Annotated in this window: 16 protein-coding genes; 6 read left to right on the top strand and 10 right to left on the bottom strand. The window is 67.0% G+C overall.

Annotated elements, in window-relative coordinates:
* Positions 1-206 precede the first annotated feature (206 nt).
* Positions 207-860, top strand: a complete 654-nt coding sequence (hpf, locus tag ACFXK0_RS02485; protein ID WP_379407888.1) for a ribosome hibernation-promoting factor, HPF/YfiA family — start codon at positions 207-209, stop codon at positions 858-860.
* Between the two features lie 48 nt (positions 861-908).
* Here hpf and bluB read toward each other — a convergent pair whose 3' ends face one another.
* From bluB to ACFXK0_RS02455, 6 genes are all read right to left on the bottom strand, one after another.
* Positions 909-1544 (bottom strand): 5,6-dimethylbenzimidazole synthase, encoded by a 636-nt coding sequence (gene bluB / locus ACFXK0_RS02480; protein ID WP_379407887.1) that lies wholly within the window; start codon positions 1542-1544, stop codon positions 909-911.
* 23 nt (positions 1545-1567) lie between these two features.
* Positions 1568-2812, bottom strand: coding sequence for a fatty acid desaturase family protein (locus tag ACFXK0_RS02475; RefSeq protein WP_379407886.1), 1245 nt, complete (start codon positions 2810-2812; stop codon positions 1568-1570).
* Positions 2813-2906: 94 nt separating this feature from the next.
* Positions 2907-4307: a fatty acid desaturase family protein gene (locus ACFXK0_RS02470; protein WP_379407885.1), complete on the bottom strand. Its 1401-nt coding sequence runs from the start codon at positions 4305-4307 to the stop codon at positions 2907-2909.
* A 264-nt stretch (positions 4308-4571) separates the two neighbouring features.
* Entirely contained in the window at positions 4572-5702 is a 1131-nt protein-coding gene (locus tag ACFXK0_RS02465) for a ferredoxin reductase (protein WP_379407884.1), read from the bottom strand.
* A 125-nt stretch (positions 5703-5827) separates the two neighbouring features.
* Positions 5828-6355 (bottom strand): DUF6912 family protein, encoded by a 528-nt coding sequence (locus tag ACFXK0_RS02460; protein ID WP_379408068.1) that lies wholly within the window; start codon positions 6353-6355, stop codon positions 5828-5830.
* Positions 6356-6365: 10 nt separating this feature from the next.
* Complete coding sequence (locus ACFXK0_RS02455) at positions 6366-7775, bottom strand: wax ester/triacylglycerol synthase family O-acyltransferase (protein ID WP_379407883.1); 1410 nt, start codon at positions 7773-7775, stop codon at positions 6366-6368.
* Positions 7776-8020: 245 nt separating this feature from the next.
* Between ACFXK0_RS02455 and secA the strand changes: the two genes are divergently transcribed.
* The 4 genes from secA to ACFXK0_RS02435 all read left to right on the top strand — a co-directional run bounded on the left by secA (position 8021) and on the right by ACFXK0_RS02435 (position 12252).
* Complete coding sequence (gene secA, locus ACFXK0_RS02450; protein ID WP_379407882.1) at positions 8021-10819, top strand: preprotein translocase subunit SecA; 2799 nt, start codon at positions 8021-8023, stop codon at positions 10817-10819.
* A gap of 91 nt (positions 10820-10910) precedes the next feature.
* A complete protein-coding gene (locus tag ACFXK0_RS02445) occupies positions 10911-11177 on the top strand; it encodes a hypothetical protein (protein WP_379407881.1) in 267 nt (88 codons plus the stop codon).
* Positions 11174-11578: a type II toxin-antitoxin system VapC family toxin gene (locus tag ACFXK0_RS02440; RefSeq protein WP_379407880.1), complete on the top strand. Its 405-nt coding sequence runs from the start codon at positions 11174-11176 to the stop codon at positions 11576-11578. Before ACFXK0_RS02445 ends, ACFXK0_RS02440 begins: the two co-directional genes overlap by 4 nt.
* A gap of 140 nt (positions 11579-11718) precedes the next feature.
* A complete protein-coding gene (locus ACFXK0_RS02435; RefSeq protein ID WP_379407879.1) occupies positions 11719-12252 on the top strand; it encodes a hypothetical protein in 534 nt (177 codons plus the stop codon).
* Between the two features lie 18 nt (positions 12253-12270).
* Here ACFXK0_RS02435 and ACFXK0_RS02430 read toward each other — a convergent pair whose 3' ends face one another.
* Positions 12271-12471, bottom strand: a complete 201-nt coding sequence (locus ACFXK0_RS02430) for a hypothetical protein (RefSeq protein ID WP_379407877.1) — start codon at positions 12469-12471, stop codon at positions 12271-12273.
* Between the two features lie 61 nt (positions 12472-12532).
* Here ACFXK0_RS02430 and ACFXK0_RS02425 point away from each other — a divergent pair, with 61 nt between their 5' ends.
* Positions 12533-13786: an ATP-binding protein gene (locus tag ACFXK0_RS02425; protein WP_379407876.1), complete on the top strand. Its 1254-nt coding sequence runs from the start codon at positions 12533-12535 to the stop codon at positions 13784-13786.
* A gap of 23 nt (positions 13787-13809) precedes the next feature.
* Here the strand turns inward: ACFXK0_RS02425 and ACFXK0_RS02420 are convergent, their stop codons facing one another.
* From ACFXK0_RS02420 to ACFXK0_RS02410, 3 genes are all read right to left on the bottom strand, one after another.
* A complete protein-coding gene (locus ACFXK0_RS02420) occupies positions 13810-14421 on the bottom strand; it encodes a Uma2 family endonuclease (RefSeq protein ID WP_379407875.1) in 612 nt (203 codons plus the stop codon).
* A gap of 207 nt (positions 14422-14628) precedes the next feature.
* Positions 14629-14952: a hypothetical protein gene (locus tag ACFXK0_RS02415; protein WP_379407873.1), complete on the bottom strand. Its 324-nt coding sequence runs from the start codon at positions 14950-14952 to the stop codon at positions 14629-14631.
* Positions 14949-15227: a hypothetical protein gene (locus tag ACFXK0_RS02410; protein ID WP_379407872.1), complete on the bottom strand. Its 279-nt coding sequence runs from the start codon at positions 15225-15227 to the stop codon at positions 14949-14951. The genes ACFXK0_RS02415 and ACFXK0_RS02410 overlap by 4 nt, the downstream gene beginning before the upstream one ends.
* Positions 15228-15291: the final 64 nt, after the last annotated feature.

Raw genomic sequence — 15291 nt, 5'->3', positions numbered from 1 at the left:
CACTTGCTCGTGGCGGACTAGCGTCGCGAGCACACACCGATCCACAAGTTTGGGAGGTGGGGCCGCGGATATCTGGTGCCGGGCGATTCCCGATCGGCACAGCTCAATCTCGCCGCACATCAGCGCAAGCGTGCGGCCATATCCGGGAGGTACGCGTGACGACTTCTTCACGGGCATCAGTGCGAGATGCTGACCCTACGGCACTGGTGAACGGTGCCACCGAGTCGACCGGAATCGACACCCCACACGCTGAAGTGGTGGTCTCCGGTCGCAACGTCGAAATCCCCGACCACTATCGAATCCATGTCGCGGAGAAGCTCGCTCGGCTGGAGCGCTTCGACCCGTCGATATTCCTGTTCGATGTGGAACTCTTCCATGAACGCAACCGTCGTCAACGCAAGGCCTGTCAACGTGTGGAGATCACCGCACGCGGCCGTGGACCGATCGTGCGCGCCGAGGCGTGCGCCGACAGTTTCTACGCCGCGCTCGAATCGGCCACCCAGAAGATCGAGAGCAGGTTGCGCCGCGCCAAGGACAAGCGGCGCGTCGTGCACTACGGCGACAAGACCCCGGTATCGGTCGCCCAGGCGACCGCGACGCTGGTCGACGACTCCCTGTTCACCGCGCCCAACGGCGCGGCGGCGCACGCCCACGGCGACGACGCCGAGTACGAGGGCGGTCCCGGCCACATCGTCCGTACCAAGGTGCACACCGCGACACCGATGTCGGTCGACGATGCGCTCTACCAGATGGAACTGGTCGGCCACGACTTCTTCCTGTTCCACGACAGCGCGACCGACCGGCCCTCGGTGGTCTATCGCAGACATGCCTTCGACTACGGCCTGATCAGGCTGGCCTGACGCACGCACCGATCCGGGCACCCGCCACCGCGGGTGCCCGGATCGCGTTCAGCCGCCGAAGGTTTCGTGGTGCACGGCCTCGGTGAGCGCGCGTCCGCTGCGCCAGCCGAAGCGTTCCAGGTCCGGCACCCGCTGGAATTCGCGCACCGGCCCGATGCACAGCCAGGCCACCGGTTCGATCCCGGCGGGCAGCTCGACCAGCTCGCGCAGGACCTGCGGGTCGTAGAACGACACCCAGCCGACGCCGATGCCCTCGGCGGTGGCCGCCAGCCACAGGTTCTGGATCGCCAGCACCGTCGAGTACACGCCGGTCTCGGGCACGCTCGCCCGGCCGAGCACCTGCGGTCCGCCGCGCCGGTCGTCATGGGTGACCACGATGCCGGTGCCGCTCTCGACGATGCCCTCGATCTTGATCGGGGCGAAGGTCGCGGCGCGCTCGGTGGGCAGCGCCGCACCGAACTCGGCCCGCTTGTCCGCGACGTGGCCGGCGAAGCGGCGCAGCGTGTCCGCCTGCCGGACCACGACGAAGTCCCACGGTTGCGAGTTACCGACGCTGGGCGCGCGGTGGGCGGCGTCCAGGATCCGCCACAGGGTGTCGTCGTCGATCGGCTCGCCGGTGAACTCGGCGCGCACATCGCGACGCAGACGGATCGCGTCGTAGACGCTCAATTGCTCGGCACACACGCCGAACAGTGAACCGCAGCCGGTCAGGCCGCCGCCCGGCGGGCCAGCTTGCGCCCGGCCGCGAGCGCGGTGCGCAGGCCACGGCGACGTCCGGTCACTGGGTCGACGGTGGCCACGGCGTTGCCGCCGAAGAGGCGCTCGGACTTGGTCTCCGGCGCGTCGTCGGTGGTGTGGCGCAGGTACTTGTTGGGCAGCGACAGCTTGAGGATCGTGCGCCACGACTTGAAGTACTGCACCGGCAGCGAACCGGTGGTGTAGGGCAGGTCGTACTTCTCGGCCAGCTCGCGTACCCGCACCGCGATGGCGGCGTAGTGGTTGCTGGGCAGGTCGGGGAACAGGTGGTGCTCGATCTGGTGGCTGAGATTGCCGGTCATGAAGTGCATGACCGGGCCGCCGCTGATGTTGGCGCTGCCCAGCATCTGGCGCAGGTACCACTCGCCCTGGGTCTCGTTCTCGATGTCGGCCTTGGTGAACTTCTCGGCGCCGTCGGGGAAGTGCCCGCAGAAGATGACCGCGTTGGTCCACACATTGCGCATCACGTTGGCGGCGATATTGGCGGTCAGCGTGGTGAAGAACGACGGGCCGGTGAGCAGCGGGAAGATCAGGTAGTCCTTGGCGGCCTGCTTACCGATCTTCTTCAGCACCAGCTTGCGGTCGGCGTCGAACTGCTGCCACTCGGGGGAGTCCTTGGCCCACTTCTTCTTGGCGACCTTGCCCAGCTCGAGATGCTGGATCGCGACGCCGTACTCGAACAGCGCCTGCAGTAGGAAGTTGTAGATCGGGTTGCCCAGGTAGAACGGCATCCAGCGCTGATCGCGGGTGACGCGCAGCAGGCCGTAGCCGATGTCGTCGTCCATGCCGAGGACGTTGGTGTACTTGTGGTGCAGGAAGTTGTGCGTGATCTTCCAGTGCGCCGACGGGCCCGCGTTGTCCCATTCCCACGAGGTGGAGTGGATCTCCGGATCGTTCATCCAGTCCCACTGCCCGTGCATCACGTTGTGCCCGATCTCCATGTTCTCGATGATCTTGGCAGTGCCGAGCAGGGCGACGCCGGCCAGCCAGGCCGGGGGCAGGAAGCTGGCGAACAGGACGGTGCGGCCGCTGATCTCCAGGGCGCGCTGTAACCGGATGACATTGCGGATGTAGCGTGCGTCGGCCGCGCCTCGCGAGGATTCGATCTCGCGGCGGATCGCGTCGAACTCCGCACCGAGAGCTTCGACATCCGCAGCGGTGAGGTGCGCGTATTCCTTGACATCCGAGATCGCCATGGCGGTTACAGTACCGTAAGTTACGAGAGCGTAGGTTGGCGATTTCGGGCGTGGAATGTGTGAAAGGTCCTATTGCGAAATCGAGATGGAGATGTTATCTGGTCCGGGCCATCCGTCGCGCCGCCCGGTCTCGCAATGCCCCGCGCTCGTGTTTGGCCCGCTCGCCGAGGGCCCGCTTGGCCTCGCGCAGCGCCAGCTTCTCCTGGCGGGCGCGCGCCTTGAGCGCCGCCTTCGCCTCGCGCAGCACTTCCTTCTCGTGCCGGGCCTTGATCTCCAAGGTCACCTTCGCGTCGTGCAGCGCTGAACGCAGACCGAACCGCTTACCCGTCTCCGGATCGACCCGCAGCGCCTCCGGCAGCGTGAGACCGGCGAACTTGCGCTCCGAGGACGTCTCGGGGGCGTCGTCGGCGGTCCGCTTCAGGAAACGATCCGGCAAGGCCAGCTTGTGGATGGTCCGGAAGGCCAGCAGGTACTGCTTGCCCAGCGAGCCGGTGGTGTAGGGCAGGTCGTACTTGTCGCACAGCTCGCGCACCCGCACCGCGACCTCCGGATACCGGTTGCTCGGCAGGTCGGGGAACAGGTGATGCTCGATCTGGTAGCAGAGATTGCCGCTCATGAAAGCCATCACCGGGCCCGCCTTGAAATTGGCGCTGCCCAGCATCTGACGCAGATACCACTCGCCCTGGGTCTCCCCGTCGAGCTGCTCGACGGTGAACTTCTCCGCCCCGTCCGGGAAGTGCCCGCAGAAGATCACCGCGTAGGCCCACAGATTACGGACCAGGTTGGCGGTGGCGTTCGCCTTCAGCGTCGACTTCCAGGCCGGCCCGGTCAGCGCCGGGTACAGCACGAAGTCCTTGACCACCTGGCGGCCCGCCTTACGGGCGAAATCCTTGTTCGGCTCCGAGAGCAGCTGCGTCGACGGGATACCCGCCAGTTCCTTCTCGATGCCGAGATCGTGCAGCGCGATGCCCCACTCGAAGGTCGCGGCCAGCAGCAGGTTGGCCGCGGGCTGCACCAGATGCTTGGGATGCCAGGCCTCGTCGCGGGTCATCCGCAGAATGCCGAAGCCCAGGTCCTCGTCCTTGCCCAGGACGTTGGTGTAGGTGTGATGGGAGTAGTTGTGCGCCCGGCGCCACTGCGCCGAGGTGCCGGTCATATCCCACTCCCAGCTGGTGGAATGGATCTCCGGATCGTTCATCCAGTCCCACTGCCCGTGGCTCACGTTGTGCCCGAGCTCCATGTTCTCGATGATCTTGGCCACCGACAGCAGCGCGGTACCGCCGAGCCAGGCCCAGCGATTACGGCTGCCGAACAGGATCGCGCGGCCCGCCACCTCGAGGCCGCGCTGCGCGGCGATGGTGCGGCGGATGTACTTGGCGTCGCGTTCGCCGCGCGAGGTCTCCACCGAACGGCGGATCGAATCGAGCTCTTTCCCCAGGGTCTCGATGTCGGCCGCCGTCAAATGGGCGAAGGCCTGGATATCGGTGATGGCCACCGGGGTCCTCTCTCTGTTGGATGGCGGCTGGCGCCGCGGGTTCTCGGCCCTGGCGGGCCTCGATTCTTCCCTCCCGCCGGGTACTCCTTCGTCGCACCCTCTGGTCAGTCCAGAATCGAGGCGGGCCGAGAACCGGCGGCTACGCCGCTGTTCTCGGCCCTTTCACGCAGACGGCGCACGGAGGCCCAGACCAGCCGCTGTCGGCCGTTCGGAGGCCGACGCATGACTTCGAGAGTACCTGCTGACAAGCGCGGACGCCGATGCTCAGATGTCGAGTGTGCAATCCCCGGCGGCGGCGGAGATGCAGGTCTGCACCTTGTCGCCCGGCTGACGCTCGTCGCCGTTGCGCAGATCGCGCGCGTGTCCGTCCGAGAGTGTCACCACACAGGTCTGGCAGATGCCCATCCGGCAGCCGAACGGCAGCTGCACGCCGATCGACTCGCCCGCCTCCAGCAGGCTGGTCGCCCCGTCGACGGTGAGGGTGCGCCCGGTCGTGCCGAAGGTGACGGTGCCGCCCTCGCCGACCGCCGACCGCTCCACCTCGAACCGCTCGACGTGCAGCTTCTCGCCGACCCCCGCGGCCTTCCAATGCTGTTCGATGGCATCGAGCATCGGGGCCGGACCGCACGCCCAGGTCTCACGCTCGCGCCAATCGGGGTAGAGCTCGTCGAGGCTCGCCAGCGAGAACAGGCCATGGGCGTCGGTGAGCTGCAGATGCGAGACGAAGCTGGGGTGCTTGTCGTGCAGGGCGCGCAGCTCGGCGCCGAACATCACATCGGCGTCGGTGGGTGCCGAGTGCACGTGCACCACATCGGTGACCCCGTCGCGCCGGTCCATCGTCCGCAGCATCGACATCACCGGGGTGATGCCGCTGCCCGCGGTGAGGAACAGTACCTTCGCCGGCGGCGGCTCGGGCAGCACGAACCCGCCCTGCGGCGCGGCCAGCCGCACAATGGTGCCCGCGGCCACCCCGTTGACGAGATGGCTGGACAGCTTGCCCTCCGGCATCGCCTTGACCGCGATGGAGATCAGCCGCTTGCCGCCCTCGCCGGTCCAGTCCGGCGGGCAGGTCAGCGAGTAGGAACGCCAGTTCCAGCGCCCGTCGATCAGGATGCCGATGCCGATGTACTGACCCGGCTGATACTTGAAGTCGAAGCCCCAGCCCGGCTTGATCACCAGGGTCGCGGAGTCGGCCGTCTCCTTGCGCACCTCGACGATGCGCCCGCGCAGCTCACGCGCCGACCACAGCGGGTTGGCCAGGTGCAGGTAATCGTCGGGCAGCAGCGGAGTGGTCACCCGGGCGACCGCGCCACGCAGCACGTTCAGCTTGCCGCCACGATCGGCGACCTGCGCTGCCGGTGCTTCGAGCCATTCCCGGAACTTGTTCATGACCATGCTTGCCGTTGTCTCCTGTGCTTTCTGGCGAGCTTCGGTGGGGCAGCTCGCTCGACGCAAGGTTACGGCATCGTAGGTTTCCCGGCAGTGGCACCGGCGCCGTGAGCGCGACGGTCAGTGGGATGTCACAGCAAATCGAGCAGGAAAGGCAGTTCCTGGGTGGCGTACCAGGCCAGCTGGTGATCCTCGGCATCGCCCAGGACGAACTCGGCGTCGGTATCGCCCAGGTCGGCGGCATCGATCACGTCGACCGCCTTGGCGACCTGCGGTTCGGCATCGGCCAGGTCGACATGGGCCGAGGCCACCTGGTCGTAGCTCACCGGTCCGGCCAGCTTCACCACCGCGTCGTCGAGGTCGGGCCGCAGTTTCGCGCCGGTCACGTCGGCGGCGATCACCGCGCGCCGGTAGATCGGGCTGCCCGGCGCGGCCTCGGTGCCCTCGGCGTCGCTGTCGCGTTCGGCGGCCAGCAGTCGCAGCGACGCCCTGGCCGCCTCCTGCATCGCCACCTCGGCCAGCTCGTCGTCGTCGCCCGCCGCGTAGGCCTCGCGCAGCGCGGGCGTCACCGCGAAGGCGGTCGCGCCCAGCGGGAAGAACTCCCGCTCGGCGACGAGCTGCCGCAGCACCGGGATCGTCACCGGGATGTAGACGCGCATCTTGGCGTTCTCAGAGACAGGCACCGAGCAACTCCTCCATCGATTCGTGCACCGACGCCGCGAGGACATCGATGTCGGCCATGGCGTCGCGGTCGGCGTTGAGTCCGTAGAAGACCTGACCGTCGTACGAGGTGAGTCCGAAACTCAACGTCTGATTGCGCAGCAGCGGCGACACCGGATACATCTCCAGCATGCGCGCGCCGCCGATGTACATCGCGGTCTGCGGTCCCGGCGCGTTGGTGATCACCAGGTTGAACGTGTTGTCGGCGAAGGTACTCGCCGCGCGCACACTCATCGCGTGCAGGCTGGCAGGCGCGAACCCGGCCAGGTGCACCAGCGTGCGCGCCCGCACCCGCTGCCGCTGCTTGCCCGCCGCGTCGGTGGCGTGCGCGATGTGCGACAGCCGCATCGTCGGATTCGGTTCGCCCACCGGTAGATCGACGAGGAACGAGGACACCTCGCTGGCCGGGGTCAGCTGGTTGTCACCGTCGACGTAGACCGACATCGGCACCACCGCGCGCAGATTGGTCGACTCGATCAGCGCCTCGTTGCGCGAGAGCAGCCAGTTGCGCAGCGCCCCGGTGACCACCGCCAGCACCGTGTCGTTGATCGTGCAGTCGAAATGCCGCCGGATGGTGCGGTAGTCCTCGAGATCGGTGCGCACCACATCGAAGCGGCGGCTGCGCGAGGTGCGCGCGTTGAGCGGGCTGTCGGGGGCGCCGGAGGTCGCCGCGCGCACCGCGTTGGCCGCGGCTTGCATCGCCATCCGGGTACCGCGGACCACGCCGAACGCGCTCGATCCCGCGTCCCGGGCGACCTCGTAGGCTTCGCGCGGCTGGGCGGCCAGCTGCGAGAGCGCCCCGGCCAGCAGTTCCACATCGGTGGGTTCGCGCGGCGCGCGCCAGGCGTCGTCGGCCAGCACCCGCGGCAGCGGGCTGTTGTCGAGGATGACATGCCCGATCTCGAGCGCGGTGTCGCCGTCGACCAGCGCGGAATGCGATTTGGTGAACACCGCGCTGCGCCCGTCGGCGAGGCCCTCGATCAGATACATCTCCCACAGCGGCCTGCCCTGGTCCAGCGGGCGCGAGGCCAGCCGGGCGATCAGCTCGTAGAGCTGTTCGTCGCTGCCGGGACCGGGCAGCGCGGAGCGGCGGATGTGATAGCTGATGTCGAAGCGGCTGTCCTCCACCCACACCGGCCTGCCCATCGCCAGCGGGATCTCGCGCACTTTGCGGCGGTAGCGGGGGACCAGCGGCAGCCGGGATTCGACCAGGTCGATGAGCCGGTCGTAGTCCAGGACCGGGCCCGGCACCCCGGGAGCGGTGTTCTGCAGAATCGCGAGAGAGCCGATATGGATCGGGTTGCTGCTCGATTCGAGCCGATAGAACGACGCGTCCTGCGGCGTCAATCTCGTGATCACGCGCTCCGCTGCTCCTTCCGGTGCCGTATCCGCAGATCGGGCACGCGCTACATCCTACGTCACACCAGGTGAACGACAGTGCCCGGCAACGCCACTCGGCGTGCGCCGTGACCTGGGCCGATGACGGCGCCGGTACACCGGGCACGGGTACACGCCGCCGGGTACGGTGGTCTGCGGACTACCATGGCCCACAACACTGTGGCTCACCAGCCGACAACACTTCGACCAGAGGACTGACGAGACCCGTGCCTGCGCTGACACTGACGAGGTTGCTACGGATTGGTGAAGGCCGCATGGTCAAGCGGCTCTCGAACCTCGCCGACGAGGTCATCGCGCTCGGCGAGGAGATCGAGCAGCTCACCGACGAGGAACTGCGCGGCAAGACCGACGAGTTCAAGCAGCGCTACGCCGACGGCGAGACCCTCGAGGACCTGCTGCTCGAGGCGTTCGCGGTGGCCCGTGAGGCGTCCTGGCGGGTGCTGAACCAGAAGCACTACAAGGTCCAGATCATGGGTGGCGCCTCGCTGCACCTGGGCAATATCTCCGAGATGAAGACCGGTGAGGGCAAGACCCTGACCTGTGTGCTGCCCGCCTACCTCAACGCCCTGTCCGGCGAGGGCGTGCACGTCGTCACCGTCAACGACTATCTCGCCAAGCGTGACGCCGAGTGGATGGGCCGCGTGCACCGCTTCCTCGGTCTCGAGGTGGGCGTGATCCTCGGCGGCATGACTCCGGCCGAGCGCCGCGTCGCCTACCACGCCGATGTCACCTACGGCACGAACAACGAGTTCGGCTTCGACTACCTGCGCGACAACATGACCCACTCGCTGGACGATCTCGTCCAGCGCGGCCACAACTTCGCCGTGGTCGACGAGGTCGACTCCATCCTCATCGACGAGGCCCGTACCCCGCTGATCATCTCGGGCCCGGCCGACGCCTCTTCCAAGTGGTACGCCGAGTTCGCGCGCATCGCGCCGCTGCTGAAGAAGGACGTCCACTACGAGGTGGACATCAAGAAGCGCACCATCGGCGTGCACGAGGCGGGCGTGGAGTTCGTCGAGGACCAGCTCGGCATCGACAACCTCTACGAGGCCGCCAACTCCCCGCTGGTGAGCTACCTGAACAACGCCATCAAGGCCAAGGAGCTCTACACCCGCGACAAGGACTACATCGTCCGCGACGGCGAAGTGATCATCGTCGACGAGTTCACCGGCCGCATCCTGGTCGGCCGCCGCTACAACGAGGGCATGCACCAGGCGATCGAGGCCAAGGAGAAGGTCGAGATCCAGCCGGAGAACCAGACCCTGGCCACGATCACCCTGCAGAACTACTTCCGCCTCTACAACAAGCTCTCCGGCATGACCGGTACCGCCGAGACCGAGGCCGCCGAGCTGCACTCGATCTACTCGCTCGGTGTCGTCCCGATCCCGACGAACAAGCCGATGGTCCGCAAGGACCAGGCCGACCTGATCTACAAGTCGGAAGAGGCCAAGTTCAACGCCGTCGTCGACGATGTGGTGGAGCGGCACGAGCAGGGCCAGCCGGTCCTGATCGGTACCACCAGCGTCGAGCGCTCGGAGTATCTGTCCAAGCAGTTCACCAAGCGCGGCGTGGCGCATTCGGTGCTGAACGCGAAGTTCCACGAGCAGGAAGCCCAGATCATCGCCGAGGCCGGCCGGCCCGGCGCGGTCACCGTCGCCACCAATATGGCCGGTCGTGGTACCGACATCGTGCTCGGCGGCAACGCCGACATCATCGCCGACATCCTGCTGCGCAAGCAGGGCCTGGACCCGGTGAACACCCCCGACGAATACGAGGCCGCCTGGCACTCCGCGCTCGAGCAGGTCAAACAGCAGACCGAGGACGACGCGGAGAAGGTGCGCGAGGCCGGTGGCCTCTACGTGCTGGGCACCGAGCGGCACGAGTCGCGCCGCATCGACAACCAGCTGCGTGGCCGTTCCGGTCGTCAGGGCGACCCGGGCGAGTCCCGGTTCTACCTGTCGCTGGGTGACGAGCTGATGCGCCGCTTCAACGGCGCCGCGCTCGAGGCGATCATGACGCGGCTGAACCTGCCCGACGATGTGCCGATCGAGGCGAAGATGGTCTCCAAGGCCATCAAGAGCGCCCAGACCCAGGTCGAGCAGCAGAACTTCGAGATCCGCAAGAACGTGTTGAAGTACGACGAGGTGATGAACCAGCAGCGCACCGTCATCTACGGCGAGCGCAACCGGATCCTGCGTGGCGAGGACATGGAGGGTCAGGTCCAGAACATGATCACCGACGTGACCACCGCCTATGTCGACGGTGCCACCGCCGAGGGTTATGTCGAGGACTGGGATCTGGACAAGCTGTGGACCGCGCTCAAGACGCTGTACCCGGTGAGCCTGGACCACAAGGAACTCGCGGGCGAGACCGCCACCGGTGACGCGGGCGAACTCTCCCGTGACGAACTGCGCGAGGCCCTGCTCGACGACGCGCACACCGCCTACGAGAAGCGCGAGCAGGAGATCGACGGTCTGGCCGGCGAAGGTGCCATGCGTAACCTGGAACGCCAGGTGCTGCTGTCGGTCCTGGACCGCAAGTGGCGTGAGCACCTCTACGAGATGGACTACCTCAAGGAGGGCATCGGGCTGCGCGCGATGGCCCAGCGCGACCCGCTGGTCGAGTACCAGCGCGAGGGCTTCGACATGTTCGCCGCGATGCTGGAAGGCCTGAAAGAGGAGTCGGTCGGCTTCCTGTTCAACCTCCAGGTCGAGGTCCAGCAGCCCCAGCCCGAAGGCGTCTCCATCGACAAGGGCCTGCGTTCCCCGGTCGGCGCCCGCCCCCAGGACGCCCCCGCCCCCACCCAGGCCCCGCCCGCCCTGCGCGCCAAGGGCATCGACGAGTCCACCCCGAAGGGCCTGAACTACTCCGGCCCCGCCGAGGACGGCCGCGCCGAATCCCACTCCGACGCCCAGGAATACGGCGGCCAGCAGCAGTCCGGCACCCGCCGCGAACGCCGCGAAGCCGCCCGCGCCGAAACCAAGGGCAAGCGCCGCCGCTGAGATAGTCCGCTGATCCAGTGAAGGCCCCCACTCCGGTGGGGGCCTTCACTGCATGTAGCCATGCATGCAGCATGCATGTACTATTGCATGCATGGTTGCCTTGCAGATCCGTGACGTCCCGGAGTCCCTGCGTGACCAGCTGGTCGCGCTGGCGCAGCGCCGCGGTCAGTCACTCCAGGCCTTCCTGTTCGATCTCGTCCGCGACGAGGCCCGCCGCCAGGACAACATCGCCGTCCTCAAACAGTTCAGCCCCGCCACCTGGGACATTGCCTTCCCCGCCCGTGACATCCAGGTCGCCCTGGATGCCGAACGCGCCGAACGCGATTCGGCGCTGTTCGGGCAGGAGACCGCCGAGTGATCGTGGTCGACGCCTCCGTCTTCGCCCATGCCCTCCTGAATCCCGGCCCCCTCGGCGACCATTGCCGCTCCGCCCTGGAAGCCGACAACCGCTGGATCGCCCCCCAACACTGGACGGTCGAGGTCCTGTCGGTGATCCGCCGCTTCACCCGCGCGGGAACCATCACCGCTGCCCAAGCCGGCCAAGCCGTCGCCGCCCTGGAAAAACTCGACCCCGAAGTCCCCGTCACCCGCGTCCTGGTCCCCAGAATCTGGGAACTCCGCGACAACCTGACCGCCTACGACGCCGCCTACGTCGCCGCCGCGGAAGCCTACGGCTGTGCCCTGCTCACCACAGACACCCGCCTGGCGAACGCCTCGGGTATCACCTGCGAGGTTCGGGTTCTGCGGGTCGAGGTGTGAGGAGGCGGACGTGCACACGAAAGATGGGCGGCCCGTGGCGATGTGATAGCAATTCGGGGTGCAGTGGTGGCGGGTGGGCTTCGGCTCTTCGGGGGAATCTGCCCGAATCGGCCGGGGACCTCATCGGCGATGAGAGGGCGATGCGGCGATCGGTGGTCATCGACCTGTGGTTGAGCCCGCGCCCGAAGCGGGCTGCGCGGACCACCGAGCCGCTCGCTGTTCCCGACCCCGCCTTCGGCGCGAAGAGAGTCGGAGCTCCCACCCGACCGGCCGGAGTCGGTCAGGATGCGATTGCCTGGTTCGAGCTGGACGACAACGAATACGTGTCTGCGAGCACCCGGGTGCGGATCGACAATCTCACCATCACGGTGCGGACATCGGGGGCGGACTGGTCCGGCGCGTTCCCGACGTACGACACTGCGGGTCTGCGCTCGGACCTGCGGGCCGGCGCCGATGCCACGGCCTCGACGCTGGCCGCGGCACTGCCCGCGACCTTGCCGCGTATCACGATCGGCGTCTTCGAGTCACTCGAAGCGTCATCGACCACCTCGACCACACCCGCGCCGGAGAAAGACATCGCAGTCTGGGATCCGTGCGAGCTCGCCGGGCCGATCGCCGAGTCCGCCGGCCTGCCCGCGAACCCCACGCCGATTCGCAATCTGCCGGTCTGTTAATCGAGATCTGCCGGGCAATTATCGGGGATCTGCCGGATCGCTGACCGTACTTGTGTCGGGGGTGAACAGGACCTGGGGGTCGATGGTTCGGTCGGGGTCGACGAGGTCGGGCCGGTCTCGGTCCAGCGAGTCCTTTGCCAGGAGGTAGAACCCGTTCACGGCGTCGTCGTGATGGCCGTGGCCGAGGAAGCTCACCAATATCGGCAGATCGTCACTCACCCCTTCGGCAGATTGTCACCCAACTCATCGGCAGATCGACATTCTGGCCTACACTCGATGCATGCGACACGGCGCAGACCATTTTCCCAGACATGCCTCTGAGCTGGTAAAAGAGGCGATGGACGACACTCGGGTCGTCATAGTCAACGGTGCCAGGCAGACTGGTAAGAGCACGCTCGCTGAATGTACCCTGGCTGGTGAGTCCGATGTCGTAAAGCACTTCCTGGACGACCCGAGAACCAGAGCTTCGGCCGAGGCCGACCCCATCGCCTTTCTCGACGCTCCCGGACCGATGCTGATCGATGAGGTCCAGCGGGTGCCCGACCTGTGGCTGGCGATCAAGAACATTGTCGACCGCGACCCACGCCCCGGCCGCTTCCTGCTTACGGGCTCGGCTCGGCTGCTCGGTCTGCGTCAGATTCCCGACGCCTTGCCGGGGCGATCGGAGACGATCGAGCTGTTTCCGCTGTCGCAGGGCGAAATCAGCGGAGCGCCGGATGGTTTCATCGACGCGGCTTTCGCACAGGGAACACGACTGCGGGTACCGGAGTCCACGCTGCGCCGCCGCGACTACCAGGCGCTGATCGCACGCGGCGGATACCCGGAAGCTGTTCGCCGGACAGCGCCCCGCAGGCGTGCGCAGTTCTTCAAGTCCTATCTCGACGACATCATGAGTCGCGACGTCCATCAGGTCGCCGACATCCAGCGCCGCTCAGAGATGGCGCGGCTGATCGCGGTGCTGGCGGCCCAAAGCGGCGGTCTGCTCAACTACTCTCGGCTGGCGGCCGATCTGGGTGTCGCGGTGGGCTCGATTCGTGACTGGGTGGGCATCCTCGAGCTCATCTATCTCGTTCGCCTGATTCCGGCATGGTCGGCCAATGCGACCACACGCGCGATCGCGACGCCGAAACTGGTGTTCACCGACTCCGGGCTCGCCGCGCACTTGCTCACCGGTGTCACCAACGACGCGACGATCGGTGGATTGATGGAGACCTTCGTCCTCGGCGAGCTCGCGCGGCAACTCACCTGGAGTCAGACGATGGCCCGGCTGCATCACTACCGCAATCGCGACGGATACGAGGTGGACGCGGTGCTGGAAGACAATGCCGGACGAGTCGTCGCTATCGAGGTCAAAGCGGCCGAAACCGTTCGCGCAGATGATTTCCGCGGTCTGCGCCATCTCCAGAGCAGGCTCGGTGACAGGTTCATCGCGGGGTACGTCGTATACTGCGGCACCCAACAGCTGCCCTTCGGCGATGGGCTCACCGCCATCCCGATCAGCTCGCTGTGGACGGTCGGGGACCGGCGGAGGTAGGAAGTGGCGTCCGGTGTGGTTCGCTAGGGGCGATGGAGGGCGTCGAGGGTGATCGCCATGGTGACCGGACTGTCCAGCACCAGCGCGGTGCGGTGGACCCGGTGGGGCATGTATCGCATCCCGGACCAGTCCAGCCGGTACTCCTCGATCCGGTCGATGAGTTCCCAGCTCTTGTCGAAATGGACGATCAGGTAGACCGGGATGCCGGCTCGGGCATACAGCTGACGTTTGATTCCGCTGTCGCTGTCGACCGTCGAACGCGACGCGACTTCGGCGACCAGCGTGATGTGCTCGCGAACGGTGTTGACGTCGTACGGTTCGCAGTCGCGCACGAAGACATCGGGGTACCGGATATTGAGTTTGTAGTCGGCGGCTCCGTCTTCGGCGTCCGCGAATCGAACCGCGACGTCGGAGCCGACGCGGAGGCAAGGCCCCGCCGGGTCCCGCGCGTCTTCGAGAGCGGCGGCCAACCGGCGAACCACGCGGCTGTGCGCCTCGCTCTGCGCCATCGCACGCACCACGAGCCCGTCGACGATCTCGAAGTCGCCGAGACTGCCGCTGAGCGCATCGGGCTCGGCCGCGAGAAATTTCTCGGCGGTGATGCGATGCGCTTCGTCCGGGTGCGCCGCGGTCATCGTCAGCTCCTCGTCGTCGCAGGTGCGCCCGAGCCTACCGCCGACCGCGAATTCGACGCCGGCGCGCGGGGTCGCCGGGTTGGGTTCAGTTCGTGAGTGGTGCGGACGGGAGCCAGTCCCGGATCAGGTCCTCGTTGAGTTTGCCGTTGTTCGGTGCAATGGTCGGGTGCTGATTCTGTGGACTCCACGCGAACCCCGGGTCAGGGTCTAGGACGCGCGGTGGATGGGGTGGACGCGGGAGAGGGCGCGTTTGGCTTCGGCGAGGGAGATGAGCTGGTCTTCGTCGTCGATTTCCGAGACCGCGGCTTCGGCCCATTCGCGCAGGAGGGTGGACACGCCTACCCGGCGTTCGTCGGCGAGGTCTTTGAGGCGGGAGTGCAGGCCGAGGGGTAACCGGATGGAGGTGGTCACCATGATGTCCTCGTTGGCGGGGAGGCGGGGTGGGGCGTCGGCGGGCGCGTCGGAGAAACTCAGCCGGTCCATGAAGTCGGCGAGTTCTTCTTTGCTCGACGGATAGTCCTGATCGCTCATGGTCGGTTCCCACTTTCCCACTGCTCGAATTGCGCCAGTTCCTCGGCGCGCATCGTGCGTGCGCCGATGATCACCCACGTCCAGTCGTCGCGCTGCCGTGTCACCACGATCAGCGGGCGGCCGGCCGTGGTGCGCCCCCACACCGTCAGAACGGTCACCTGGCTGTCGAAGGCCGGGCGAGGCCACCGTTGTGACGCTGCGAGGACCTGCCGAACCTCGCTGGGTTCGATGCCGATCAGGTGAGCGATCGCCCAATCAGGCCACTCGAAACCCATCAGTCCATAATACGCAGGTAGTACCACCGGGTGGAAGTGTCGCCGGGCGAGCGGGCACCGGTTG

The organism is Nocardia sp. NPDC059177, assembly GCF_042755165.1.
In the GTDB taxonomy this organism is placed as follows: domain Bacteria; phylum Actinomycetota; class Actinomycetes; order Mycobacteriales; family Mycobacteriaceae; genus Nocardia.
This window is presented reverse-complemented; position numbering and strand designations above follow the sequence as displayed.